This is a genomic window from Segatella copri, from assembly GCF_026015465.1.
Lineage (GTDB): Bacteria > Bacteroidota > Bacteroidia > Bacteroidales > Bacteroidaceae > Prevotella > Prevotella copri_E.
In genome coordinates this window covers 1114204-1136941 of the sequence record NZ_JAPDUQ010000001.1, presented here as the reverse complement: position 1 = coordinate 1136941, position 22738 = coordinate 1114204, and the positions used below count along the sequence as shown (strand labels likewise).

Here is a 22738-nt window from a genome sequence, read left to right as displayed (position 1 = left end):
TAAACAGAAACGCCTCTATCCTAGAAAAAGAGATAGAGGCGTTTTTATTGTAATTCCGTTTAAGGAATAGACCACACAGCGCACGCAGATAGTTCGCTTTTATTCTAGCATTGTTCGGTTACCTCTTCGTAGATTTCGCGGCATCTCTTTTCCTTCATTTTGTTCTTTACGCCAACGGCAATCATATCCTCTACGGTCGGATTTCCAGTTCCATTTACAGATGTTGCGTGTTCACCATTATATCCCTCGGTGCAATGGGTGAGGCCGTAGGTATGTCGAAACTTGACCAACCAATGATTGTCATACTTGAAGGTGCATATCTTTCCATTTGCACTCAATGACAGTGTGCCGACTTTCTCCTGGTGATATTTCACGGCTAAAGATTCTATATGTTTCATTGTCTGTAAGCCTTTTTCTTGTTAGCGTTTCTTTTTATCTGTTGCAACTCCTCCATGGTGGAGTACTTGGGTTGCGAGAAGACGTTCTTGATTTCTGAGGTGTATTCCAAAGCTATGGCGATACCTATCAGATTCTTGAGGGAGATGAGGCCTTTTTGCTCGAATCTGGTGATGTTGCTGACGGCAACGCCTGACTTGTCTGCCACTTGCTCACGTGTCAGATTCTTCTCTATTCTTCGTTTTCTGAAGTCGTTTGCCATCTCCTTTGCAATCTCATCAGGATTGTCGTGGAGGTAGTTATCTAATATTGCTAATATATTATTCGTTTCTTGCATAATTATGGGGATAATAATAAGATATTATCAGTTGCAAAGATACAAAAAAGATTATTATGTTCCAAATAAAAATGAACTAAAAAAGTTAAAATCCCTCTTAACAATAAAAAAACAAAAAAAAACCTCTTTTGTTTTGTTTTGTCTCCGATTTACTGTAACTTTGCAGTCGAAATTCGAATTTAAATTATTTTATGTAATTATGGCAAAAAAAGCTCTTTTAATGATTCTCGACGGATGGGGAATCGGTAAGCATGATAAGGGTGATGTTATCTTCAAGACTCCAACTCCTTATCTCGATTATTTGACAGCAGTTTCAGCACATTCTACTCTCCAGACTTGTGGCGAGGACGTAGGTCTTCCTAACGGTCAGATGGGTAACTCAGAGGTAGGTCACCTCAACATCGGTGCAGGTCGTGTGGTATATCAGGACCTCGTTAAGATCAACAAGGCTTGCGAGAGCGGTGACATCTTGAAGAATCAGGAGATCATCAACGCTTACAGCTATGCTCAGAAGACTGGCAAGAAGCTCCACTTGATGGGCTTGACTTCTACCGGTGGTGTTCACTCTTCTTTGGATCACCTCTTCAAGTTGATTGAGATTGGTAAGGAATATGGTTTGAAGGAGACATACGTTCACTGCTTCATGGATGGTCGTGATACAGACCCTAAGAGCGGTAAGGGCTTCATCGAGGAGGTTCAGGCTTGCTGCGACAAGAACGGTGCACACATCGCAAGCATCGTAGGTCGTTTCTATGCTATGGACCGTGACAAGCGCTGGAACCGTGTAAAGGAAGCATACGACTTGCTCGTTGAGGGTAAGGGTAAGCAGGCTGACGATATGGTAAAGGCAATGCAGGAGAGCTATGATGAGGACGTAACAGACGAGTTCATCAAGCCAATCAATAACTCTAAGGTTGACGGTACTATCCAGGAGGGTGATGTTGTTATCTTCATCAACTACCGTAACGACCGTGCCAAGGAGTTGACACAGGTGTTGACTCAGCAGGATATGCCAGAGGAAGGCATGCACACCATCAAGGACTTGCAGTACTACTGCATGACTCCATACGATGCTAGCTTCCAGGGTGTTCACATCCTCTTCCCTAAGGAGAACGTAATGAACACTCTCGGTGAGTACTTGAGCGCACAGGGCAAGAAGCAGCTCCATACTGCAGAGACAGAGAAGTATGCTCACGTAACATTCTTCTTCAATGGTGGTCGTGAGACTCCATACGAGGGCGAGGACCGTATTCTGGTTCCTTCTCCAAAGGTGGCTACTTACGACCTGAAGCCAGAGATGAGCGCTTACGAGGTAAAGGATAAGTTGGTTGGTGCTATCAACACACAGGAGTACGACTTCATCGTTGTAAACTTCGCTAATGGTGATATGGTAGGCCACACAGGTATCTACAACGCTATCGCTAAGGCTGTTCACGCTGTTGACAACTGCGTAAAGGACGTTATCGAGGCTGCCAAGGCTAACGATTATGAGGCTATCATCATCGCTGACCACGGTAATGCAGACCACGCTATCAACGAGGACGGTACACCAAACACCGCTCACTCTTTGAACCCAGTTCCATTCATCTACGTAACTGACAACAACTCAGCTACTGTAAAGGATGGCCGTTTGGCAGACGTTGCTCCTTCTATCCTCCATATCATGGGATTGGAGCAGCCAGCAGACATGACTGGTGAGAACTTGATTTCTGACAACAAGTAAAAACGATTTTATATACCTCAAAAAAGTATCCTAAGATACTTGGCCACGTATCTTAGGATACTTGCGTAAGTATCTTAAGATACTTTTGAATTTATATTAAGCATGAACGTAAAGATAGAAGAAAGTTGGAAACAGCATATAGGAGAAGAGTTCGACAAGCAGTATTTTGTTGACCTCACAAACTTCGTGAAAGAGGAATACCTGCGTACACCCTGCTATCCTCCTGGGCGTTTGATTTTCAATGCCTTCAATCTCTGTCCTTTTGATGATGTAAAGGTAGTGATTATCGGACAGGATCCATACCATGAGCCGGGGCAGGCAATGGGACTGAGTTTCTCTGTGCCGGATGGAATCACCTTCCCGCCATCATTGATTAATATATTCAAGGAGATTCAGATGGATCTCGGCACTCCGATGCCAGCCACGGGCGATTTGACCCGCTGGGCAAAGCAGGGAGTCTTGTTGCTCAACGCCACGCTTACCGTTCGTGCCCATCAAGCAGCAAGTCATCAGCGCAAAGGCTGGGAGGAGTTTACCGATGCAGCCATCAAGGCACTCAGCAAGGATAAGGAACATCTGGTGTTTATCCTCTGGGGCGGTTATGCCCGAAGCAAGGCGAAACTCATCGATACGAGCAAGCACCTGATATTGGAAAGTGTGCATCCTTCGCCATTATCTGCCAACCGTGGCGGATGGTTTGGCAATCATCATTTCTCCCGCTGCAATGCGTATCTGCAGCAGAATGGTATTTCGCCTATCCAATGGTAGGCACACCTAATTATATATAGCTATCCACTCATGGGTAGCTATCATTATTTAATATATCAAAGATATTTATTCATCTCAAAAAACATTATGAAGAAAGACGAACTGCGTATTCTGCAGGTGGGCAACGTATTGGTTTCACCTGATATTATCACCGAAAAATTCTGTTGCGACCTTGATGCCTGCAAGGGCGAGTGCTGCATCGAAGGCGATGCGGGAGCTCCTGTTACCCTGGATGAAATCATGGAGATAGAGGATGCGCTCGATGTGGTTTGGGATGATCTCTCGGCTTCTGCCCAGGCTATCATAGATAAGCAGGGCGTGGCTTATACCGATATTGAAGGCGATTTGGTAACGAGTATCGTGAATGGTAAGGACTGTGTGTTTACCTGCTATCAGGATTTGAAAGACTTGGGAGATGGACATACGATTCCTAACTGTTGCCTCTGTGCCCTGGAGCGTGCTTATCGCGAAGGAAAGTCGAAGTTCAAGAAGCCTATCTCCTGTGCCTTGTATCCTATCCGTGCTAAGGATTTCGGCAACGAGGTGTATGGCATCAACTATAACAAGTGGCGTATCTGCAAGGATGCCATCAAGAAAGGAGAGGAGTTGAATCTTCCTGTTTATAAATTCCTGGAGGGTCCGTTGGTAGAGAAATTCGGCAAGGAATGGTATGATGAACTTTGCGAAGTGGCAGAGCAAGTGCTTGCGGAATTGGAAGACTAAATTCAGTTAGAGACTTTGGAAGATAATTGTTCCGAAGTCTTTTTTGTTTTATAAAAAAAGAGATTTCAAAACGCTGTTGAGCTTATTCCGAAATCTCTAATCCTTCTATATTTGTAATATTACTTCTTCTAAAACCTTTATCCCAAGTTATCACGAAATCTTTTTGATGCTCAGCATGGATGCGGTAATAGGCTTGCTCGTCCATTTCGCCACTGCATACATATTGGTTTCCGTTAATATGAAGTGTTGTTCCTTTGCTGGCATTGCGTATCGTGAGCCTGATGGTTCCACGGAACGGACGTCCGAAGTCTATACGGCATCCTTGATGATCAAATTCCTCCTGGTATGGTTCTAATACCATTTGAAGCTTGTTCTGGGTGAGGTATGGCAGCTGGTCAACAAAGATATAGTTTGTTGAATCTTTGAAAGCACCTGTCGGATGAACCCATCCTGCAGATTGGTATTCAGCCGATTTCCACTCAGTAGTGTATATTCTATTGTCAAAGTGTTCTTTTTCGTTGTAACTGCCGCCCTTCAGGGGTTTGCACCACCATGTTTCGTCTGCTTTATGATAAAAAGGAACAGAGCCTATATACCAGCCATGGAATTCCAGCGAGAGTTGTTTGCTCTTATTTCTTATTCTTCCTGGTGCATACCAGACCGCAATAATATTTTCGCCCTTTTTCAGATATCTGGAGATATCTATGGTTTGCATCAGAAGGATGCTGTCTCTGGCTCCTTCGTTGAAAATGCTTGGCGTAGCATTTCTTTCGTTGATGTATAGGCGGGTATTTCCTCCACTAGCCATGTTTATCTCAGCCTTTAAAGGCTTTTGATCAAGATGATAGATTTTCCTGTATAATATCTCAGAAGAATCGTTGGGGAATGGGTATGATACCCAATGGGTACCGAATTCCTGTGCATAGGAATTCTGCACCCAGAGAGTTGTAAAGATGAGAATTGTAAAATATCTCATAGATGATAATTTGTCTATTTTATGAGTTTGGTTTCGCCAGCCTTGAAATTTAATGCTTTCTGCTTACCATTATACTTGACGGTCAGGTTTCCGGCATTCTTGCTGGTGATGGAAGCTTTGCTGACCTTTCCATTGTTCCATACGAGATTAATCTCGTAGTTTCCACGTGCTTTGATACCCTTAATTTCGCCTGCAGGCCATTCTTTAGGTAGAGCAGGAAGAAGATGCATAGTCTCGCCATCGCATTGCATCAGCATCTCACATATACCTGCTGTGCCTCCGAAGTTGCCATCAATCTGGAATGGTGGGTGAGCATCGAAGAGATTTGGATAGGTTCCTCCTGAAGGGCGATTCTTCGGATTGTTGTAATTGCCCGGATGTACATAGTTAAGCAATTTCCTGATCATAGAATATGACTTGTCTGCTCTGTGCAGGCGAGCCCATAAACTGATGCGCCATCCTGTGCTCCAACCGGTAGAGAAGTCTCCTTTTATCTCAAGAGTCTTGGCAGCAGCTGCAGCTAAATCAGGAGTCTTATCTAATGAAATCTGATAGAATGGGTGTAAACCGAGAAGGTGTGACTGGTGGCGATGATGCCAGTCCTGGTCTTCCCAATCGTAATACCATTCCTGCAGGTTGCCACGCTTTCCTATCTGATAAGGGTGGAGACGATTGATTGCATCCTGTAACTTTGCCTGATAAGCTTGATCAATACCGAGGATCTGAGCACCTTTGAGTGTGTTTTTAAACAATTCTCTCAAGATGGCAAGATCGGCGGTACCTCCATAGAAACTACAGCCTTGATAGCCCTTGTCGGTGATATATTCTGCCTCTGGTGAAGTGCAAGGGGCAGTAATCAGTTCGCCCGGCTTCTTTGGGTTCTCTATCATCCAGTCAAGCATGAAGTCTGCTGCACCTTTCATCAATGGATAGGCTGTATGGCGCAGATATTCCTTATCGCGGGTGTAATCGTAGTGATCCCATAAGGTTTGTACAAGCCAGGCACCTCCCATGTTCCAGTTGCTCCACTTAGGACTTTCTTTTTGGGTTCCAACTGGGTTTGTCATCGCCCATGCATCAGTGTTGTGTCCACCGCACCAGCCATTTTCAATTCCATAATAGTGCTTTGCTGTATATTTTCCTGTTACAGACATGGCTTTCACCAGTCCGTCTACAGGCATTACTAGTTCAGACATATTGGTAACTTCTGCTGGCCAATAGTTTTCTTCCAGATTGATGTTGATGGTGTAGTTTCCACGCCAAGGAGATTTTCGTGCCGGAGCCCAAAGACCCTGAAGATTGGCCGGAATGCCGGGAGTTCTCGAACAGCTGATCAGAAGATATCTTCCATATTGGAAGTATAGCATTTCCAGGTAAGGGTTTTGCTCTTCTTTCTCTGTGTAATCAAAGAGTTGCTGGTCGGTGGTTCGTCTGTTGTCGAACTTAGCTCCTTTGAGTGCAAACTTGGCACGGTTGAAGATGTTCTGATAGTCGGTTATATGACGCTGTTTTAACTCTGGGTAGGTATAGTTGACCAAGTGCCAGGCATTGTCGTTAACCTTTTCAATATATGGAGCCCCTTCTTTTACAGGATGCTTGTCGAATCCGTTGTAGCTGGTTTCATTCACTAAATAGATAACCGCTTCGCTTACGTCCTGCAGATGGAGAGTAGAATCATCGGCTGTAATGGTTCCGTCCTGGTTCTTGATGCTGAGGATGGAGCAGAAGTGGGTACTGTTCTCAGGCTTTCCCATAGCATGCCCCGTGATGGTGAGCTGCTTATTGGAAGCTTTTACCTGATGAGGAATTAGAGAGGTGAGAGAGATATCGCAGTTGATGGCTTTCTTCTGGGAAGCTGTCAGGCGAATAGCAATCATCTTGTCCGGATGTGATGCGAAATACTCTCGCTGGTATTTTATTCCCTCTCTTGTATAACTCAATGCAGCCATAGCGTTGTCAAGGCTCAATTCGCGCTTGTAGTTGCTGAATTGTCCTTTATTTGCATCTTTGATGTTGATGATGGCAAGTGGCTGATAATATTCTGAATTGTGTCCTTGTACATGCAGTTGTAAAGAATCGGCTGCCTTGTAATCTTCTTTGAACAGAGTCTCGCGAATCTTAGGTATCCATTTGTAGGCATCCCCTCCTTCCTCACGATTGACAGGCTTTCCTGTCCACAAGGTGATGTCGTTGAGATAGATAGAGTCATTGTTGGCTCCACCATAAATCAATGCACCTAACTTGCCGTTACCGATAGGTAGTGATTCTTCAAAGGTTGTAGCCGGTTTATTGTACCAAAGCTTCAGCGGTGGAATATTACTCTTCGGGGCAGCCTGAAGTGTGCCTGCTGCAGAGAGTAATAGGCAAGAGATAAGTAAATGTTTCATAAGTTGGTTTGTTGGGTTTTATACAAGCAGAGGCTGTGTCATTTGTAGGTAAATGGCACAGCCCCTTATGTAAATTAGTTGAATTGTCTTAAGCGTCGATGTTTGCGTATGTGGCATTCTGCTCGATAAATTCGCGGCGTGGTTCCACATCATCACCCATCAACATAGAGAAGATCTCATCAGCCTGGGCTGCGTTCTCGATAGTAACCTGCTTGAGCAAGCGTGTAGATGGGTCCATAGTAGTTTCCCAAAGCTGCTCTGGGTTCATCTCACCCAAACCTTTGTATCGCTGGGTGTGAATATTCTTGTCTTCTACTCCATCTCCATACTTGTCGATGAATGCCTGGCGCTGCTGCTCTGTATAGCAATACTCGCTTACCTTGCTGCGATAAGTACATTTGTAGAGTGGTGGGGTAGCGATATACAGATGGCCTTCTTCAATAACCTTTGGCATGAAACGATAGAAGAGTGTCATAATCAATGTGTCGATGTGAGAACCATCGACGTCGGCATCGGTCATGATGATAATCTTGTCGTAACGCAACTTGTCGGTATTAGCCTCCTTGCTGTCTTCGCCATCTACACCGAAGCGGACACCGATACTTTGGATGATGTTCATGACAGACTCAGCTTCGAATACCTTGTGCCACTGTACCTTTTCTACATTCAGAATCTTACCACGCAATGGGAGAATAGCCTGACGGAAACGGTCGCGACCCTGCTTGGCAGAACCACCGGCGGAATCACCCTCGACGAGGAAGATCTCGCATTCTTTAGGATCCTTCATTGAGCAATCGGCAAGTTTACCAGGAAGACCACCACCTGTCATGAAGTTCTTGCGCTGTACACTCTCACGTGCCTTGCGGGCAGCTATGCGGGCCGTAGCAGCCAGGACAACCTTTTCGCAGATTCGCTTTGCCTCGTCTGGATGTTCTTCCAGATAATCAGACAAAGCCTCGTTTACAGCCTGCTGAACGGCACCTTGTACCTCGCTGTTACCGAGCTTGGTCTTGGTCTGTCCCTCAAACTGAGGTTCAGCTACCTTGATGGAGATAACGGCAGTAAGGCCCTCGCGGAAGTCTTCTGGTGCAATCTCTACCTTTGCCTTCTCAATCTGCTTAGAGATGGTTGGGTCAGCTTCTGCGTAAGCCTTCAAGGTGCGGGTCAACGCCATACGGAAACCAGTCAGGTGGGTACCACCCTCAATGGTGTTGATGTTATTGACGTATGAGTGGATATTTTCAGAGTAATCTGTGTTGTACATCACAGCAATCTCGATAGGAATACCCTGCTTTTCTGTCTTCAGATAGATAACATCATCGAAGAGATGAGTGCGGTGACGGTCTACGTAACGGACAAATTCCTTCAAACCATCCTTAGCGTGGAAAACCTGCTCCTTGGTCTTACCTTCCTCGTCAGGGCGCAAATCTCTCAAGGTAATCTTGATACCTGCATTGAGGAATGCCAACTCGCGCATACGGTTGGCAATGATGTCCCACTTATAGACAGTGTGAGTAAAGATGGTTGGATCTGGCCAGAACTGCTGGCGTGTACCGCGCTTGTTGGTTTCACCTACCACCTTAACCGGATAGAGAGGCTTACCCTTCTCATATTCCTGCTGGTAGATTTTGCCGCCACGGAACACCTGTGACAACATGTGGGTAGAAAGTGCATTCACACAACTTACACCCACACCATGTAAACCGCCAGATACCTTGTAAGAACCCTTGTCAAACTTACCACCTGCGTGAAGCACGGTCATAACGACTTCGAGGGCTGATTTATGTAGTTTCTCGTGCATATCCACAGGGATACCACGACCATTATCTTCTACGGTGATAGAGTTGTCTTCGTTGATGGTAACTTCGATGTCGGTACAGTAGCCCGCCATTGCTTCGTCAATAGAGTTGTCTACTGTCTCGTTTACCAAGTGATGAAGCCCCTTTTCGGAGATGTCACCAATATACATCGCCGGACGTTTGCGAACAGCTTCCAGGCCTTCCAGAACCTGAATGTTACTCGCAGAGTAATTATTTGCGTTGTTTTGATTTTCTGCCATTTTAGTATTGTCTTATTTCCGTGCAAAGATACTAAAAAAAGCTGAGAAACAGGAACTTTTGTTTGTGAAAAATCACCAAAAAGTGAAGAAAAAACGTAGAATGTGAACTTTAGCGGCAAAAGTGTCTTGAAAAAGCTATTTAATAATCGTTTTGCGCATTTTTATAGGGTATGTTGTAGTATAAACCGGTTGTGATGGGAAGATTTTATGATGCAGGAAATGGGTAGTCGGGTTCATAGAAAAGAATAAGGCTGCGACCCTATAATAGGATTGCAGCCTTATTTATTTCTTTGCTTTGACTTATAAGTTAGGCCAACTTAGCGATGTGCTTTGTAAGACCAGACTTCAAGTTTGCAGCCTTGTTGTCGTGGATAACGTTGATCTTAGCCAACTTGTCTAAAAGCTTCTGAACTGTAGGATAGAGCTTTGCAGCCTCTTCCTTGTCAGACATGTTGCGCAACTTGCGGACAGCATTGCGCATAGTCTTTGCATAATACTTGTTGTGCAAAGCCTTCTTCTTGTCCTGACGGATTCTCTTGATTGATGATTTGTGATTTGCCATCTTCTTTATGTTATTTTTTTTATTTCTTAAATGTTTGTAGTCCCTAGCAGAGTCGAACTGCTCTTTAGAGAATGAAAATCTCTCGTCCTAACCGATAGACGAAGGGACCATTGCTTATTTGCAGGTGCAAAGTTACTACTTTTATTTGAATCTAGCAAATTTTTCATAGAAAATTTTCGCTAAATGCGCATTTTTTTGTATTTTTGCCCTGTTTTTCACTAATATTAGGCAAAATGGAGATAAAAACTAGTGCTATCGTATTGCAAACCATCAAGTATGGGGACTCTCAACTTATCGTGGATTTCTTCACCGAAAAGTTGGGAAGACTCTCCTTTATGGTACGTGTGCCTAAGTCATCTAAGGGGAAGATGAAACGGCAGCTTTTCCAACCGCTCATGGTCTTGAATTTAGAATTTGATTATCGTCCCAAATCAAATCTGCAGCGCCTTAGGGATGTTTCGATTCAGATTCCATTCTCTGATATCCCTTTTTCTCCATACAAACTTGGCATTTCCATGTTCTTGGCAGAACTGCTTTCATATGCTACCCGTCATGAGCAGGCTAATGGTGCGCTCTATCTTTTCATACAGGACAGTATCGAATGGTTAGACCATGCTAAAGGTGCTATTGCCAATTTCCATATAGTCTTTATGATTCAGCTCTCTTTTCATTTGGGTTTTATGCCCAATATAGAGAGCGGTATGTCTGGCGATTATTTTGATTTGGTAGATGGATGTTTTGCAGCTCATGTTCCTTCGCATGTACATTATTTAAATAAGGAAGATTCTATGCGGCTTGTGTCTTTGTTCCGTTTAGACTATAAAACAATGCACCTCTACACAATGTCTCGTATGGAACGAAACAGGTGTGTAGAGGTGATATTGGAGTATTATAAACTTCATTTGCCAGGCTTCCCGGAAATGAAGAGTTTTGCTGTTCTTCAGGAACTGTTTGCTTAGTCTTTTCAGGCTTCCTCGCTTGCTTGATGTAAACGGGAAACAGACGTTGGCTATGTCCTCTGTTTAGGCAAAACTGATAACGCCCTGTACTGTAGCATCATCATTATTGTCTTCTTTCGGTTCTGTATTACCGGAAGCTATATTACGGATTTCTTCCAGAGTCTGTCGGGTACGCTTATAGGTAGGCGTGTTTTCTACCTGAAGGATGACATCCTCGTTATCCAAATCTTCCTGGCGGAACAGGAATATGTGTGGATGACGCTTATACTGTGTCGTATTGCCATCGCTGCCATAATAGCGCTTGCGGCGGTCTTCTCTTTCAGCACGTTTCTCTTCTTCTTCAGCGAGACGGCGAGATTCTTCCTCAGTATGTTTCTTGAGGTGGCGGTTCATTCCCTCTACATCCTCGAGTCCGAAACCTGTTGCGAGAACGGTTACCTTTACGCGGCTTCCCAATTCAGGGTCAATGGCAAGACCCCATTTCAGTTCGAAGTCGTCACCGAATTTCTCCATAAAGTCGTTGACATCATTCATCTCGTCCATGGTCAAGCCAGGATTATCTTTCTTCTCGCTTGCAAATGCGATGCTGAGCAGAATCTTCTTAGAGTTGAATACGTCATTATCGTTAAGGAGTGGTGAGTTCAAGGCATCTTCTATCGCTTTCTTTACTCTTCCTTCTCCCTCACCGTAACCTGTACTCATGATAGCCACACCGCCATCTTTCAGTACGGTCTTCACATCATTGAAGTCGAGGTTGATGAGACCATGTACGGTAATGATTTCAGCGATACTCTTGGCAGCTACACTCAAGGTGTCGTCAGCTTTGCCGAAGGCATCGAGAACGGCAAGGTCTGGATAAATCTGGCGAAGACGTTCATTGTTGATTACCAGTAAGGCATCTACATGCTTCGACATTTCCTCTACACCATCCAATGCCTGGTCAATCTTCTTAGGACCTTCAAAACGGAATGGGATGGTTACGATACCAACGGTAAGAATACCTAACTCCTTACTTACTCTGGCGATGACAGGTGCTGCACCAGTACCGGTACCGCCACCCATACCCGCTGTGATGAATGCCATTTTTGTTCCATCGTTGAGCATGTTCTTGATATCTTCAAGAGTCTCTTCGGCAGCCTGGCGTGCCTTGGCAGGTTTGTTTCCTGCACCCAGACCTTCCTTACCTAGCTGCAGGTGTACAGGCACAGGTGAGTCGTTAAGTGCCTGGTTGTCTGTGTTGCAGAGTACGAATGTTACATCGTGTATACCTTCGCGGTACATGTGGTTGACGGCATTTCCACCGCCACCACCAACACCAATCACCTTGATGATGCTATTTTCTTTTTCAGGTTCCCCAAAGTCAAGAATATGAGGAGCGTTTCCATTATCTAGCATAGTCGTATAATCTTTATAGGGTTTATCTATCTGATTTTTTATTTAACCTGTTGTGAAATCTGTTTTCTGATAGCCTGGTCTTTGGCATCTTATTCTTCTTCAGAAATGGTATCTTTCACAAACTTCTTGAAACCTCTCATCATTTTATGGATGAGACTGTTTTCTTTGCGTCTCTTTTCTTCTTCTTCGGCTTCTTTTTCTGCCAGAAGTCTTGCCTCAGCTTCTTCCAGTTCTTTTTGCTTGCGGGCAGCCTCGTCAGCAGCCGCTTTTTCTGCCGCAGTAAGAACAACGCCCTTGCCGGCAGTCTCGTTAGGGTTTCTAGGAGCCTTGTGCTGCTCGGCTGCTACTGGCTTTTCTGCAGAATTGCTGAAGAGATCAGTGCCGATTTCGTCACCTGCACAGTTCATGTCTCCCTTTGCCAGGAGTCCCAATACGGTGTTCATTGTACCATCGTGATTGGTAATCTTAGGATCCTTGGAGTTGACTGTTTGAGAAACAAACTTGGCAATGCGTACTTTGTCGATGTGGGTATGTGTCTTGAAAACCTTATCGATTTCAGGCATGTTGCTGCCGCCACCTGTAAGGATGATACCCCCCAACAGCTTATCTGAGAATTCCACAGGAATCTGGAACCATGCGTTTTCTACGATTTCCTCTACGCGTGCTTCTACGATTTCGATGAACTTCTTGCTTTCAACCACTCTATCCTTGTCGATAGGGTAGTTCAGGGTCGGGTCGATATTGTTGATATCGGTATAAGCCTTGGCATACTTGAGTTTCATCTTTTCAGCATCAGGCTCTTCAATCTGAAGACAAGTTAAGTCTTTGGTCACGTTGCCGCCGCCCAATGGGATGACAGAGAGATGACGAAGTATACCTTTATAATATACAGAAACGGTTGTCGTATCGGCACCCAAGTCAACAAGCATACAGCCTGCACGCTTTTCTGAGTCTGTCAAAACGCTGTCAGCCATAGCTAAAGGAGCCAGGTACATTTCTGCAATAGGAATGTTGGCATTTTCAAAACAGGTATTGATATTGTTATAGAAGTTCTTGCGCCAAAGTATATTCAGGAAGATGCCTTCCAGATGGTTACACTGTATTCCTACAGGGTCTATCTGGTATTGGTTGTCTATCTTGTATTCCTGAGTTGCAGCATCCAGGATTTCCTGGTCCGGATAGGTCATGTTGCGGTTGATATCCATCAGTTCATTGATCATCTCTTGTGAGATGATGGTGTTACCTGGGAGATCCTTGACAATGACATTCTTGATACTGCGTATAGAGCGACCGCCCACGCCTACATAGACCTGGGTAATATCCTGTTTCAGTATATTCTTTAACTTCTTGATGATGTTGGTCAAGCATTGGCAGGTTTTGTCAATGTTATAGATCACACCCTTTCTGATGCAAGAAGATGAATCTTCCTCTACGGTGGCAAGTACGGTGATGCTGCCGTCCAAATTCTTCTGACCTGCTATACCTGTCATCTTAGATGAGCCAAGTTCGATAGCTACAATAAATTCCTTTGGCATAGTTCTTATATGTTATCTTAATCTGTTTCTATTTTCTAATTAGCTATTTTGATGCTTTTTACATATGATCTGGTTGTCGAATTCGATATTGATATACGAATACTTGTTCCAGCCAGCTTGTGAGAGTCCATACTTATAGAATTTCTCTAATCGATTCATCTTCTTGTTGACGAAATCGTTGATGGCTTGCTCTCGTTTGTCGATGAGGTTGGTCTCTGGCAGGTTACCTATATATATAATGTGGTTGCCTACTCGCGGTACCAGTTCTATTCCTCTATCAGGCAGGACATGGATCTGTTCTATCTGGTTTCGCCAGAGTTCATTCGTCATCAGCGCTTTGCTTAGTAATGAGATGTATTTTTTAGCATACCACTTGTTGATGTAGCCCGTTGCGATGATAATGTCGCATGTATAGTTCGTGTTGGGCATGATCTGATTGTGGTCATCAATATAATAGTCCTCGTTGCTGATGCTTTTGATTCTGACGATTGGCATGCGTTGGGTGAGGTAGATGTCAACAAGACCATCCTGAGTCTTTGAACATTCTGCCGTCTTGACGAAAGGACTGGTCTTCAAGGTTTCTTCTATCATGCGGGCGTTCACCTCTTTGAGCGGTTCCCCCAGCGGATAGAGTTTCCTGGCTTCCAGTCGTTTCTTGATTTCCTTCGCATTCAGAAAGCCATTCGTCATCTCATCTTGAATATTGATGTTCACCTTGGTGCATACCAACTTCGTTTCATCAGGTTTGTTAAACCTGGTGAAAGCGAATACCAGATAAGTACCGAGTACTAAATCCAGTGCGATGATGATGGTTTTCTTCCAATTGATATGCATTTATTTCTCTTCAAGTATTTTGGTAATTTGTGGAACATAGTTGTCCAAATCGCCAGCTCCTAAGATAACTAGAACATCGAAGTCTCGATTCTTTACCAGGTCAAGAACGTCTTCTTTGTGAATCATGCTCTTTTCTACACCTGGTTTCAGATTGTCATAGATGAGCTTGGAGGTTACTCCTGGAATAGGCTGCTCGCGAGCTGGATAGATGTCGCAGAGGATAACCTCGTCCAAGAGACTCAAACTGTTTGCGAAATCTTTATAGAAATCGCGGGTTCTAGTATACAAGTGAGGCTGGAAGATGGCTGTTATCTTACGGTCCTTGTATAACTCTCTGATACTCTTAGCACTCTGATATATCTCCTTTGGATGATGAGCATAATCAGACAGGAATACCAGTTTGTTATTCTTGATCTTAAAGTCGAAACGGCGGTCAACTCCTCCGTAGGTCTTCATGCCGTTACGGAGTTCATCGGCTGTACAACCATTCAACTGTGCCATTGCCATTGCTGCCACACCATTTGTGATGTTGATAGGCACAGGCTGTCCGAGTTCTACGCCCGTTACGTTCTCGAAAGGAGAGATGAAATCAAAGGTGATACCTCCATTCTCAATCTTGATGTTCTCAGCGTGGAAGTCGCCCTCGTCCTGGCTGTATTCGTATATCTTGACACCGTCTTGTACGTGTTGCTTCATCTCCAGACCTTTGTGGATGATGAGTGCACCGCCCGGTTGGATCAGTTCTGTATAGTGACGGAAACTCTCCAGATAAGCCTCCTTGGTGCCGTAGATGTCGAGATGGTCTGGGTCTGTAGCCGTGATGACGCTCATCCATGGGCGCAACCAGTGGAAACTGCGGTCAAACTCATCTGCTTCAATGACAACATAGTCGCTCTTGTCGGAGAGGATATAGTTGGTGCCATAGTTCTTTGAGATACCTCCCAGGAAGGCATTACAGTCAATATGGCTTTGGTGCATGATGTGAGCACACATGGTAGATGTTGATGTCTTTCCGTGTGTACCCGCTACGCACAGTCCCTTATGTGTACGGGTTAATGTACCCAGAACCTGAGCTCGCTTCTCGATGGTGAAGCCATTCTCATGGAAGAAAACCAGTTCCTTGTGTTCTGCAGGAATTGCCGGTGTGTAGACTACCAATGTTGTCTTGGCGTCCTTGCAGGCTTCTGGTATGAGGTCAACATTCTCCTCATAGTGGATAAGCATTCCCTCTTTCTCCAACTCATGAGTTAGATTGGATGGAGTCTTGTCATATCCGGCTACAACCAGCTTCTTGCTGAGGAAGTATCTGGCGATGGCGCTCATTCCGATGCCGCCCGCTCCTACAAAATAAACTGCTTTAATATCTTTTATTTCCATTACTTTGTTGCTAATTTGATTACTTCGTCGGCGATGACGTCGGCAGAGTTCTTTAATCCTAATTTCTTGATATTCTCACAGAGCGAAGCGAGCTTAGCCTCGTCTTTTACCGTGTCAACTGCTTTCTTGAGCAATACCTCTGGTGCATCGGCATCCTTTACGTAGATGGCAGCATCTTTGTTGACTAATGCCATGGCGTTCTTGGTCTGGTGGTCTTCAGCCACATTAGGGCTTGGAACCAGGATAACCGGTTTGCCGATGAGGCAGAACTCGCTGATACTGCTGGCACCTGCGCGGCTGATAACCAGGTCGGCTGCCTTGTAAGCTGCACCCATGTCGCTGATGAAATCAGTAACCTTGAGCATTGGCAGCTCCTGACCTTTCAGTTGCTCCATGATGGCAGCATTATAGTATTTACCTGTTTGCCAGATAAACTGTACGCCGCTTTCTTTCACCAGGTCGAGGTGCTGGAGCACACTCTCGTTGATGGTTCTTGCACCAAGGCTGCCACCTACGAGCAAGATGGTCTTCTTTTCTGGGTCGAGACCGAATTGCTTGCGTGCTTCTTCCGGGGTGATGGTAGTTTCCAATACATTCTGGCGAACAGGATTACCGGTCATGATAATCTTGTCTGCAGGGAAGAAACGCTCCATTCCTTCGTAAGCCACACAGATTTTTTCAGCCTTCTTGGCCAAGAGTTTATTGGTTACACCAGCGTATGAATTCTGCTCCTGGATGAGGCAAGGTATTCCTTTGCTGGCACAAACATTGAGAGTCGGACCGCTAGCATAGCCACCTACGCCCACAGCCGCCATAGGCTTGAAGTTTTTGATGATGCTCTTTGCCATGTGCTGGCTCTTCCATATCTTGAAGAGTACGGCGATGTTCTTGAGCAGATGCTTTCTGTCGAAGCCGCAGATAGGCAAGCCCTTGATTTCATAACCCGCAGCAGGTACACGCTGCATTTCCATTCTGCCGAGTGCACCTACAAACAAAATCTTAGCATCAGGGCGCTTCGCCTTGATGGCGTTTGCAATGGATACGGCAGGGAAGATGTGACCACCTGTGCCGCCTCCGCTTATGATAATTCTTAATTTATTATTCATATCCGTTCATGTTTATAACGCAAAGGTATAAAAAAATATCGATTTAACGGCATTTTCTGCCATTTTTTCACCTTAATTTATAAAACTCTTGTCAGGCAGCCACCATTTTGCTGTCGTCGAGCTCATTTTGAGGTATCTCTTTCTTCTTGGCTGTTCTACTGATACTCAGGATGATGCCCAGGTACAGACAGTTGATGATGGTAGATGTACCACCTCTACTGATGAGTGGTAGTGGCTGTCCTGTAACAGGAGCCAAACCTACTGCTACTGCCATGTTGAAGAGTGCCTGGGTAACCAGCATGATGGCGAGTCCCATGCAGAGGAAGGCAGGGAAATTGTTCTCACACCTGTTGGCTATTCTGCCAGCTCTGAACAGGAGGATGATGTAGAGGAATGCAACCAGTGCGGCTCCCCATATACCCATCTCTTCGATGATGATGGCATAGATGAAGTCTGAGAACGCCTGTGAGAGGAAGTCTCTTTCTACTGAGTTTCCAGGCCCTTTGCCTACGATGTTGGAAGAGGCGATGGCGATGTTGGCATGTGCCACTTGGGCATCTTTGTCGAGATCGACATCCTGTGGGGCTACAGGCTTTGAGTTCATAAACTTGTCAATACGGGCTTTCCAGGTGTCGGCTCTATGGAACATCTTTTCTGCCATGTTAGGCTTGTTCTGTTCCTGCTCAACCTTCTCGGTCAGCATATTTTCCTGTTTATTGCCCTCTTCGCCCTTGTCCTGTCCTACTATCATGATACCTGCAAAGGCTGTGACGATGACAATCATGCCCAGTCCCACCAGCTTGCCAATCTGGTTCATCGGCACTCGTCCGATGAGCATCATGGCTAAGATTGTGATATTGAGGAGCATGGCTGTGGATAAGTTTTCCAGTCCGATGAGAATTACAAATGGAGCAGTTGCTACAAGTATGAACTTGAATGCCTTCCTGTTGGCTCCCTGAGTTGTTTGCATAGCACTAAGAATCTGAGCTACAGCCAGTACTACCGCTCCCTTTGCTATTTCTGAAGGCTGGAACTGTATGCCCATCAGAGAGAACCATCGGGAGGCTCCGTTGGTAGATTGACCGGTAGCCAAGACCAGAACGAGCAACAGTAATGAGATGCCCATCACGACGGGGGTAACAATCTTGAAGTACTTGCATTTCACCTTGAGCATGCAAATCATGGTGAACAGACCGCCTCCCAAGAGCAAGATGTGGCGGATGACAGGTGCCATGTAGTTTCCTGTCTTGTACGACAAGGAGCTGGAGGCAGAATATACCTCCACGATGCTTATCATACAGAGAAAGAAGAAGACCATCCAGATCACCTTGTCTCCCTTGAAAATATTACCAATGCTCTTGTTATTCATTTCTTTATAGTTCTATCTGTTCTATTTTTTGAAAACTGTTATTCTCCGATAGCTCTTGCCAGCGTCTTAAACTGCTCGCCTCTATCTTCCATGTTCTTGAAGAGATCGAAACTTGCGCAGCATGGGCTGAGGAGTACGGTATCGCCCGGCTTTGCCAATTCCTGGCAGGCTGCCACGCAATCCTTCATGCTGTGAGTGTCGCGTACAGGGATGCCGAGTGCGTCAAAGTTGTCGTGCAACTTCTGGTTGTCGGCTCCGAGATATACGATACCAGCACATTTCTCCTTTACCAGGTCCTTGATCTGGTTATAGTCATTTCCCTTATCCTTACCGCCGATGATAAGGATGGTAGGGGTGGTCATACTCTCCAGCGCATACCAGCAGGCATCTACGTTGGTAGCCTTTGAATCGTTCACATAGTAAACGCCCTGGAACTTGCCCACTTTCTCCAGACGGTGCTCTACACCAGGGAAGTCGCTCAAGCCTTTGTGCAGGGTCTCGTGGTCGATGCCTACGATGTTGCATGCCAGACCTGCAGCCAGACTGTTATAGATGTTGTGTTTGCCGCGTAGACTCATGTCTTCCTGTGGCATTTCGAAGTCTGAAGGGAAGTTGAGTTTGTATTTGCCGTCTTCGATAAAGCCAACGCAACCTTCCTCCTTGAACTCAGAGAATGGGCAGAGATGTGACTTGAGGTTGTACTTAGCCAGCTCCTTTGTAACGATAGGATCATCGTTCCAGAAGATGAAGCAGTCTTCTTCTGTCTGGTTCTGGGTGATGCGCATCTTGGCATCGGTATAGTTCTGCATCTTAAACTCATAGCGGTCCAGATGGTCTGGAGTGATGTTGAGCAGGATGGCCACATTGGCACGGAACTCATACATATTGTCGAGCTGGAAACTGCTCAGCTCGATGACGTAGTACTTATGAGGAGTTTCAGCCACCTGAAGGGCCAGACTCTTTCCGATGTTGCCTGCCAGACCTACATCATAGCCAGCCGACTTGATGATGTGGTAAATCAGCGAGGTAGTGGTTGTCTTACCGTTACTTCCCGTGATACAGATCATCTTGGCATCAGTATATCTGCCCGCAAATTCTATTTCGCTGATGATAGGTGTACCCTTAGCCATCAGTTTCTGTATCATAGGTGCTTCCTTAGGAATACCCGGACTCTTGATGACTTCATCTGCATCTAAAATCTTTTCTTCTGTATGGTGACCTTCTTCCCATTCGATGTTGTGGTCATCCATCAACTTCTTGTAGTTATCCTTGATCTTTGACATGTCTGAAACAAAGACCTCGAATCCCTCTTTCTTTGCCAGCACGGCTGCACCTGCGCCACTTTCGCCAGCTCCTAAAATTACAATTTTGCTCATTGTCTTATTCTCTATACTTGTCGGGCTGATAAGAGCCTGTATTTTATCTGATCTTCAATGTGATGATGGTCAATGCTGCCAGAATGATGGTTACAATCCAGAAACGGATGGTAATCTTTGATTCATGGAAGCAGTTGCGAGGCTTCTTCCACAGATACTTGCAGTCAGGATCCAGCTGACTGTCCTGTGTGCGGAAGTTGTCGTGGATAGGTGTGCGCTTGAAGATACGCTGCTTCACACCTCTCCGCTTTCCTATCTTGTAATAGTAAACCTGTATCATCACGCTGAGGCTTTCTACGAAGAAAATACCGCAGAGGATAGGCAGCATCAGCTCCTTGTGGATGATGATGGCACCTACTGCGATGATACCGCCGATGGTCAGCGAACCCGTATCGCCCATGAATACCTGGGCAGGGTAGGCGTTGTACCAGAGGAAACCGATGAGGGCTCCGATGAAGGCACAGAAGAATACTACCAGTTCCTCAGAACCAGGAATATACATGATATTGAGGTAGGCGGCAAACTCGATGTGCGACGACACATATGCAAGTATGCCTAGCGCCACACCTATGATGGCGGAGTTTCCGGCACACATTCCGTCCATACCATCGTTGAGGTTGGCACCGTTTGATACGGCTGTTACAACGAAGATGGTCATGATGACGAAGAGAATCCAGCCTGCTGCTACCTTGTACTTACCGCAGAAACTGGTGATGCTGGAATAGTCGAGGTTGTGTCCCTTGACGAATGGGATGGTGGTCTTCAGCGATTTTCTTGCTTCCGTACGATGCTTTACCACCGTTTCCTGTCCCTGTTGCTCAATGGCGAGGTTCTCGTTCATCTTTACATCAGGTGAAGACCAGAGTACCAGTCCCACGATCAGGCCGATGCCAATCTGTCCTATAATCTTATATTTGCCCTTCAATCCCTCCTTGTCGCGCTTGAATATCTTGATGAAGTCGTCCATTCCACCGAGAAAGCCGAGCCATACGGTGGTGATGATCATCAGAATCAGATAGATGTTGCGCAAACGTCCGAGTAACAGTACCGGTACGAGGATAGCCAGGATGATGATGACACCACCCATAGAAGGAACGCCAATCTTCTTGACACCAAACGGGTCGATGCTGGCATCGCGCTGTGTCTCTGTAATTTGCTTGCTCTTGAGATACTTGATGAATTTCTCGCCGAACCAGGCAGAGATTACCAATGATAAAATCAGCGCAAGCAGGGCACGGAATGAGATGTAGCCCCACATGTGAGAACCTGAGATGCCCCACTGCTCCAGAAATCTAAAGAGATAGTATAACATTTTTCTTTCTTTTCTTAATTGCTTTTACTTCTGTGAAATTCCGAAGATGTCGCGAATCACCTCCTTATCGTCAAAGTGGTGCTTTACGCCCTTGATCTCCTGGTAATCTTCGTGTCCCTTACCGGCTACGAGAATCACGTCGCCCTTCTTTGCCAGCATGCAGGCTGTGCGGATGGCTTCCTTGCGGTCTACGATGCTGATTACCTTCTTCATTTGCTGGGCATTGAGTCCGGCAAGCATGTCGTTGATGATGTCCTGTGGCTCTTCGAAACGTGGGTTGTCGCTGGTGATGATTACCTTATCGCTCTGCTTTACAGCCTCCTGTGCCATCAATGGGCGCTTGCCCTTGTCACGGTTGCCACCGGCACCGCAAACGGTGATGACTTCTCCGCCCTTGCCTTCGAGCACTTCGTGGATGGCGTTCAATACGTTCTCCAGTGCATCTGGTGTATGGGCATAGTCAACAATGGCGGTATAACCTTCTGGTGACTGGATTGGTTCCAGTCTTCCGCTTACGCTGTGAAGGGTACTCATCACTACGAGTACATCCTCTGGCTTCTTGCCGAGCATAATGGCTGCACCATATACGGCGAGCAGGTTGCTCACGTTGAACTTACCGATGAACTGTACGCCCACTTCTCTGCCGTCAATCTCCAGATACATGCCGCCGAAGTGACACTCCAGAATCCTGGCTCTGAAGTCTGCCATGCTGCGGGTAGAGTAGGTTTTCACGGTAGCCTTGGTGTTCTGTACCATGATCATGCCGTTCTTGTCGTCGGCATTGGTAATGGCAAAGGCTGTCTTAGGCAGTCCGTCGAAGAAAGCCTTCTTGGCGTTACGGTAGTTCTCGAATGTCTTGTGGTAATCGAGGTGGTCGCGGGTCAGGTTGGTGAACAAGCCTCCGGCAAACTGCAGACCTCCGATACGCTTCTGTGCGATGGCGTGAGAAGAGCACTCCATGAAGGCATACTCGCAGCCAGCCTCTACCATCTTGCCCAGGAGCATGTTCAGTTCGATAGGGTCTGGGGTGGTATGGTCGGCAGGGATAGCCTCGTCCTCAATGTAGTTGCAGACGGTAGAGAGCAAACCACACTTATGGCCGAACTTGCGGAACATATTATATAATAAGGTGGCAATGGTGGTCTTACCATTGGTACCTGTTACGCCTACCAGTTTGAGCTTTCTTGAAGGGTCGCCGTAGAAGAGGGTTGCTACCTTGCCGACAGCATCCTCGGTCGAAGCGACCTGAATGTAAGTTACGCCCTCAACTTTCTCTTCAGGCATGTCTTCGCACAAAACCGACTTTGCGCCCAGTTCCAATGCCTTTGGAATAAACTTGTGACCGTCAACCTGCGTTCCCTTCATGGCAACGAAGAGATGATCTTCCTTAATCTTGCGAGAGTCGATGTTTACTCCCGTAACCTCTACATCAGCATCGCCGATTATCTGAACCGGCTCGATGTTTTTGAGTAATTCTTGTAACTTCATATCCTGTTTCTGTTTTATATTCTAAATATTTCTTTATCTGCACCTTATTATATATA

19 protein-coding genes are annotated in these 22738 nt (G+C 45.7%); 4 read left to right on the top strand and 15 right to left on the bottom strand.

What is annotated here, in order from left to right:
• Positions 1–104 precede the first annotated feature (104 nt).
• Together ONT08_RS04835 and ONT08_RS04830 are read right to left on the bottom strand one after the other, a co-directional pair.
• Positions 105–398, bottom strand: coding sequence for a hypothetical protein (locus ONT08_RS04835; protein ID WP_259301850.1), 294 nt, complete (start codon positions 396–398; stop codon positions 105–107).
• Positions 395–733, bottom strand: a complete 339-nt coding sequence (locus tag ONT08_RS04830) for a helix-turn-helix domain-containing protein (RefSeq protein WP_117587082.1) — start codon at positions 731–733, stop codon at positions 395–397. Before ONT08_RS04830 ends, ONT08_RS04835 begins: the two co-directional genes overlap by 4 nt.
• A 199-nt stretch (positions 734–932) precedes the next feature.
• Between ONT08_RS04830 and gpmI the strand changes: the two genes are divergently transcribed.
• The 3 genes from gpmI (at position 933) to ONT08_RS04815 (ending at position 3947) form a co-directional block, all read left to right on the top strand.
• Complete coding sequence (gpmI, locus tag ONT08_RS04825) at positions 933–2456, top strand: 2,3-bisphosphoglycerate-independent phosphoglycerate mutase (RefSeq protein WP_117587081.1); 1524 nt, start codon at positions 933–935, stop codon at positions 2454–2456.
• A 102-nt stretch (positions 2457–2558) separates the two neighbouring features.
• Complete coding sequence (locus tag ONT08_RS04820) at positions 2559–3224, top strand: uracil-DNA glycosylase (RefSeq protein WP_264959364.1); 666 nt, start codon at positions 2559–2561, stop codon at positions 3222–3224.
• 87 nt (positions 3225–3311) lie between these two features.
• A complete protein-coding gene (locus ONT08_RS04815) occupies positions 3312–3947 on the top strand; it encodes a DUF3109 family protein (RefSeq protein WP_022121271.1) in 636 nt (211 codons plus the stop codon).
• Positions 3948–4029: 82 nt separating this feature from the next.
• Here the strand turns inward: ONT08_RS04815 and ONT08_RS04810 are convergent, their stop codons facing one another.
• The 4 genes from ONT08_RS04810 to rpsT form a co-directional block, all read right to left on the bottom strand.
• The gene (locus ONT08_RS04810; RefSeq protein ID WP_264959363.1) at positions 4030–4923 is read right to left on the bottom strand and encodes a hypothetical protein; all 894 of its coding nucleotides are present in this window, start codon (positions 4921–4923) and stop codon (positions 4030–4032) included.
• Positions 4924–4937: 14 nt separating this feature from the next.
• The gene (locus tag ONT08_RS04805) at positions 4938–7310 is read right to left on the bottom strand and encodes a glycoside hydrolase family 95 protein (RefSeq protein WP_118085857.1); all 2373 of its coding nucleotides are present in this window, start codon (positions 7308–7310) and stop codon (positions 4938–4940) included.
• An 88-nt stretch (positions 7311–7398) separates the two neighbouring features.
• Positions 7399–9369: a DNA topoisomerase (ATP-hydrolyzing) subunit B gene (gene gyrB / locus ONT08_RS04800; protein WP_006847646.1), complete on the bottom strand. Its 1971-nt coding sequence runs from the start codon at positions 9367–9369 to the stop codon at positions 7399–7401.
• 307 nt (positions 9370–9676) lie between these two features.
• On the bottom strand, positions 9677–9931 hold the full coding sequence (gene rpsT, locus ONT08_RS04795) for a 30S ribosomal protein S20 (RefSeq protein ID WP_006847644.1): 255 nt from the start codon (positions 9929–9931) through the stop codon (positions 9677–9679).
• 233 nt (positions 9932–10164) lie between these two features.
• Between rpsT and recO the strand changes: the two genes are divergently transcribed.
• Positions 10165–10890, top strand: coding sequence for a DNA repair protein RecO (recO, locus tag ONT08_RS04790; protein ID WP_022121275.1), 726 nt, complete (start codon positions 10165–10167; stop codon positions 10888–10890).
• Between the two features lie 63 nt (positions 10891–10953).
• On the opposite strand, the gene ftsZ is transcribed toward recO, so the two are convergent.
• The 9 genes from ftsZ to ONT08_RS04745 all read right to left on the bottom strand — a co-directional run bounded on the left by ftsZ (position 10954) and on the right by ONT08_RS04745 (position 22682).
• Positions 10954–12285, bottom strand: a complete 1332-nt coding sequence (ftsZ, locus tag ONT08_RS04785; protein ID WP_117692949.1) for a cell division protein FtsZ — start codon at positions 12283–12285, stop codon at positions 10954–10956.
• Positions 12286–12374: 89 nt separating this feature from the next.
• The gene (gene ftsA / locus ONT08_RS04780) at positions 12375–13820 is read right to left on the bottom strand and encodes a cell division protein FtsA (protein ID WP_022121277.1); all 1446 of its coding nucleotides are present in this window, start codon (positions 13818–13820) and stop codon (positions 12375–12377) included.
• 39 nt (positions 13821–13859) lie between these two features.
• On the bottom strand, positions 13860–14654 hold the full coding sequence (locus ONT08_RS04775) for a cell division protein FtsQ (RefSeq protein ID WP_117587299.1): 795 nt from the start codon (positions 14652–14654) through the stop codon (positions 13860–13862).
• Positions 14655–16031, bottom strand: a complete 1377-nt coding sequence (murC, locus tag ONT08_RS04770) for a UDP-N-acetylmuramate--L-alanine ligase (protein WP_264959362.1) — start codon at positions 16029–16031, stop codon at positions 14655–14657. It abuts the gene before it with no gap.
• The gene (murG, locus tag ONT08_RS04765) at positions 16031–17137 is read right to left on the bottom strand and encodes an undecaprenyldiphospho-muramoylpentapeptide beta-N-acetylglucosaminyltransferase (RefSeq protein WP_118085859.1); all 1107 of its coding nucleotides are present in this window, start codon (positions 17135–17137) and stop codon (positions 16031–16033) included. The genes murC and murG overlap by 1 nt, the downstream gene beginning before the upstream one ends.
• A gap of 91 nt (positions 17138–17228) precedes the next feature.
• A complete protein-coding gene (locus ONT08_RS04760; RefSeq protein WP_254972782.1) occupies positions 17229–18506 on the bottom strand; it encodes an FtsW/RodA/SpoVE family cell cycle protein in 1278 nt (425 codons plus the stop codon).
• A 38-nt stretch (positions 18507–18544) separates the two neighbouring features.
• Positions 18545–19882 (bottom strand): UDP-N-acetylmuramoyl-L-alanine--D-glutamate ligase, encoded by a 1338-nt coding sequence (gene murD, locus ONT08_RS04755; RefSeq protein ID WP_119237211.1) that lies wholly within the window; start codon positions 19880–19882, stop codon positions 18545–18547.
• 43 nt (positions 19883–19925) lie between these two features.
• Positions 19926–21194 (bottom strand): phospho-N-acetylmuramoyl-pentapeptide-transferase, encoded by a 1269-nt coding sequence (mraY, locus tag ONT08_RS04750; RefSeq protein ID WP_118085860.1) that lies wholly within the window; start codon positions 21192–21194, stop codon positions 19926–19928.
• 24 nt (positions 21195–21218) lie between these two features.
• Positions 21219–22682, bottom strand: coding sequence for a UDP-N-acetylmuramoyl-L-alanyl-D-glutamate--2,6-diaminopimelate ligase (locus ONT08_RS04745; RefSeq protein ID WP_118253889.1), 1464 nt, complete (start codon positions 22680–22682; stop codon positions 21219–21221).
• Positions 22683–22738: the final 56 nt, after the last annotated feature.

Excerpts from the sequence above, each read along its gene's own strand:
- ONT08_RS04835 (WP_259301850.1), bottom strand. The coding sequence starts at position 398 with ATGAAACATATAGAATCTTTAGCCGTGAAATATCACCAGGAGAAAGTC.
- ONT08_RS04830 (WP_117587082.1), bottom strand. The coding sequence starts at position 733 with ATGCAAGAAACGAATAATATATTAGCAATATTAGATAACTACCTCCAC.
- gpmI (WP_117587081.1), top strand. The coding sequence starts at position 933 with ATGGCAAAAAAAGCTCTTTTAATGATTCTCGACGGATGGGGAATCGGT.
- ONT08_RS04820 (WP_264959364.1), top strand. The coding sequence starts at position 2,559 with ATGAACGTAAAGATAGAAGAAAGTTGGAAACAGCATATAGGAGAAGAG.
- ONT08_RS04815 (WP_022121271.1), top strand. The coding sequence starts at position 3,312 with ATGAAGAAAGACGAACTGCGTATTCTGCAGGTGGGCAACGTATTGGTT.
- ONT08_RS04810 (WP_264959363.1), bottom strand. The coding sequence starts at position 4,923 with ATGAGATATTTTACAATTCTCATCTTTACAACTCTCTGGGTGCAGAAT.
- ONT08_RS04805 (WP_118085857.1), bottom strand. The coding sequence starts at position 7,310 with ATGAAACATTTACTTATCTCTTGCCTATTACTCTCTGCAGCAGGCACA.
- gyrB (WP_006847646.1), bottom strand. The coding sequence starts at position 9,369 with ATGGCAGAAAATCAAAACAACGCAAATAATTACTCTGCGAGTAACATT.
- rpsT (WP_006847644.1), bottom strand. The coding sequence starts at position 9,931 with ATGGCAAATCACAAATCATCAATCAAGAGAATCCGTCAGGACAAGAAG.
- recO (WP_022121275.1), top strand. The coding sequence starts at position 10,165 with ATGGAGATAAAAACTAGTGCTATCGTATTGCAAACCATCAAGTATGGG.
- ftsZ (WP_117692949.1), bottom strand. The coding sequence starts at position 12,285 with ATGCTAGATAATGGAAACGCTCCTCATATTCTTGACTTTGGGGAACCT.
- ftsA (WP_022121277.1), bottom strand. The coding sequence starts at position 13,820 with ATGCCAAAGGAATTTATTGTAGCTATCGAACTTGGCTCATCTAAGATG.
- ONT08_RS04775 (WP_117587299.1), bottom strand. The coding sequence starts at position 14,654 with ATGCATATCAATTGGAAGAAAACCATCATCATCGCACTGGATTTAGTA.
- murC (WP_264959362.1), bottom strand. The coding sequence starts at position 16,031 with ATGGAAATAAAAGATATTAAAGCAGTTTATTTTGTAGGAGCGGGCGGC.
- murG (WP_118085859.1), bottom strand. The coding sequence starts at position 17,137 with ATGAATAATAAATTAAGAATTATCATAAGCGGAGGCGGCACAGGTGGT.
- ONT08_RS04760 (WP_254972782.1), bottom strand. The coding sequence starts at position 18,506 with ATGAATAACAAGAGCATTGGTAATATTTTCAAGGGAGACAAGGTGATC.
- murD (WP_119237211.1), bottom strand. The coding sequence starts at position 19,882 with ATGAGCAAAATTGTAATTTTAGGAGCTGGCGAAAGTGGCGCAGGTGCA.
- mraY (WP_118085860.1), bottom strand. The coding sequence starts at position 21,194 with ATGTTATACTATCTCTTTAGATTTCTGGAGCAGTGGGGCATCTCAGGT.
- ONT08_RS04745 (WP_118253889.1), bottom strand. The coding sequence starts at position 22,682 with ATGAAGTTACAAGAATTACTCAAAAACATCGAGCCGGTTCAGATAATC.